Raw genomic sequence first — 2,227 nt, 5'->3', positions numbered from 1 at the left:
CAGGATAGCTTATCGGTAGCTAACCGTCCCTCCATCCACATGACCAAGCGTTGCACTTATTATCTGAATTCGCGCCCTAACATTTTATTTCAGGCACTGCTCGCGCACATACGCCTGCAGGCCATTCAGCTGGCCGGTCACCGTGGCTATTCGCTCTCTGAGGGTGAAATAATCCCGTTGAGCGGCGTCAGTAAGTCGGGGGCTGGCTGCATCATCCACGCTGGCGGCGCGGGTGGTGTCTGCCGTTGCGTGGCAGGTGGCGTTGAGGCGCAACCGCTTACGGCCATCAGCAACATCACGCTGCAGCTGATCAATAGTCTCTTTGGCATGGGCCAGTTCTCCGGTGTATTTGGCATCCAGTGCAGCGACGTCGCGCTGGCGTGTCTGCATGTCGGTGATTGTGTCGTTAGCAAGCTGAAGTGCGCTTGTCGCTTTATCGCGTTGAGCTTTGTAGTCAATGGCATTGCCACGATAGATGGAAGCCTGCACAGCCAAAGCAGCAACCAACCCCAGCAAAACAGCGATAATTATGGCTTCTGCCTTAAATGTCATTTCAGCCCATCCAGACAGAGCGCTCGCTCATTGCCAGCGCGGGTAACGAGACCTGACAGAATGCGACCGCCGCCGTACACCCAGCGCGGGAACTGTTCGCACGCAGCCTTAAGCTGGCCGGTTCGCATAAACCGGAACATTTGAGAGGTACGGAGGTTGCCGCAACCGGCACGGAAAGTTACCGACGTGGCGGCGCTGAAAACGTTATCAGGCAGACTTTTACCTTTCGCATATCGATTCACGCAGCTTTCAGCATCCAGAATGTTTTTTTGCCAGTCGGTGGCGACCTGCTCATCCGTTTTAACGGTACCGGCTTTTACGCCGTGAGTGTTGCCGATGCCATCCGTCAGCACGCCAGCCGGGCATATATATGGCGAACGTCGGCACGATTCTGCGTTGCCAATCAGCTCCAGACCTCTCTCATTCGTTCGAACATGGCCGTTAGAAATCACGACCGCGATAATAGCCGCCACAGCGCAAACGCCCCCGGCAGCACCGCCAACTTTTTTTAACGCTGCCATGATTAGTTGTCCTGTGGGGGTGTCGTGATGTATCCGCGCTCAAGGGCTTTCTCATATGCCCTCGTCTGGCGCCGTTTGAAGTAGATGTTCGTGAAATAAGTCAGAATGGCGATGATGAAACCACCAGCCAGCGCTATCGTGTTCCAGTCGAGTCCATGCAACCATTCAAACCAGCCATTCATTCCGCCGAACACCAGTCCTCCTGACGCGCTGTAAGCTGTCGCCGTCGAAATTTTATCAGGCATAGTTTTAACCATCGTCACCTCCATTTACGGGGTGCTGTCTGAAGTAGTGGAAAGAGAAAATTCGCCCGCTGCCGCTATCGGGGAGTGAGTTAGTCGATATGACTGGCAGAAGGAAAAAGAAAAGGCCCGCCGAAGCGAGCCTGTTTTATGCTGAAAAATGCAACTTCAATGTTGCCACGGTGCCGGGTGCCTCCCGGTGAGTAAAACCAGTCAATTTTACCCGCGTGCTTCAGGAAAGCTGCCCATTGAAGGGACTGACTGTCGCCCCACCGCTTAGGGGGATTCACCGCAACATAAAAAAAATAGCAAAGTCGTTATCGCGAGGCAAAATACTCAAAAACTATGTATGAGTTGCTGCGGTGCCGGGTGCCTCCCGGTGACTCAGGTGTGGCCCCTGAATCGCGCCGCTATGGTACAGCTTACCAACACGCCCCACCGCACAGGGGGATTCACCGCAGCAATGGCAGATTACCAAACGGATATCATGGCGAAAAGCGTTAAAATCCCTGCACTATCTCTAAGATGTGGTCTCATATGGTGGGCATGGCTAAGAAGATTCATGGAAGCTGCGGTGCCGGGTGCCTCCCGGTACGCCAGAAAAGTCACAACCTGGCGCGCTTCATTGGCAAAGGATCAAAATCAATTGATACCCGTGACTTAGCCCCTCCGCACAGGGGGATTCACCGCGATGACAACATACATTGCCTGCAGTACCTGAGTCAAAAATTATAGCCAGATCATTAATGTTGTTAACCGGAAATATGTTTACTGGTGTAGTATGAAGGCCTGTATATTTAACCCTAAGGAGACCGAATGTACTTTCATGATGTCATAGGCGGATTCAACTCCGAAGTGCAACGCTAAGCCGCCAATCTTAGCTCTGCAAACACCACAGACGGTTGCCTGAAT

Annotated in this window: 3 protein-coding genes; all 3 read right to left on the bottom strand. The window is 52.9% G+C overall.

Features of this window, described 5'->3' with window-relative positions; translation table 11 throughout:
- Positions 1 to 84: 84 nt before the first annotated feature.
- Genes ACSZO1_RS22225 through ACSZO1_RS22215 form a run of 3 tightly spaced genes read right to left on the bottom strand, consistent with a single transcriptional unit; the run spans position 85 to position 1,330 of the window.
- Positions 85 to 552 (bottom strand): lysis protein, encoded by a 468-nt coding sequence (locus tag ACSZO1_RS22225; protein WP_437616536.1) that lies wholly within the window; start codon positions 550 to 552, stop codon positions 85 to 87.
- Positions 549 to 1,073 carry a lysozyme gene (locus ACSZO1_RS22220; RefSeq protein WP_437616534.1) on the bottom strand — a complete coding sequence of 175 codons (525 nt, stop codon included), beginning with the start codon at positions 1,071 to 1,073 and terminating at the stop codon, positions 549 to 551. Before ACSZO1_RS22220 ends, ACSZO1_RS22225 begins: the two co-directional genes overlap by 4 nt.
- 2 nt (positions 1,074 to 1,075) lie before the next feature.
- Entirely contained in the window at positions 1,076 to 1,330 is a 255-nt protein-coding gene (locus ACSZO1_RS22215) for a class II holin family protein (protein WP_437616532.1), read from the bottom strand.
- Positions 1,331 to 2,227 lie beyond the last annotated feature (897 nt).

Origin of the sequence: Erwinia sp. V71 (assembly GCF_965644245.1) — a bacterium.
Classification (GTDB): domain Bacteria; phylum Pseudomonadota; class Gammaproteobacteria; order Enterobacterales; family Enterobacteriaceae; genus Erwinia.
Note: the sequence above shows the minus strand (reverse complement) of the source record. Positions and strands in the feature narration are given on the sequence as shown.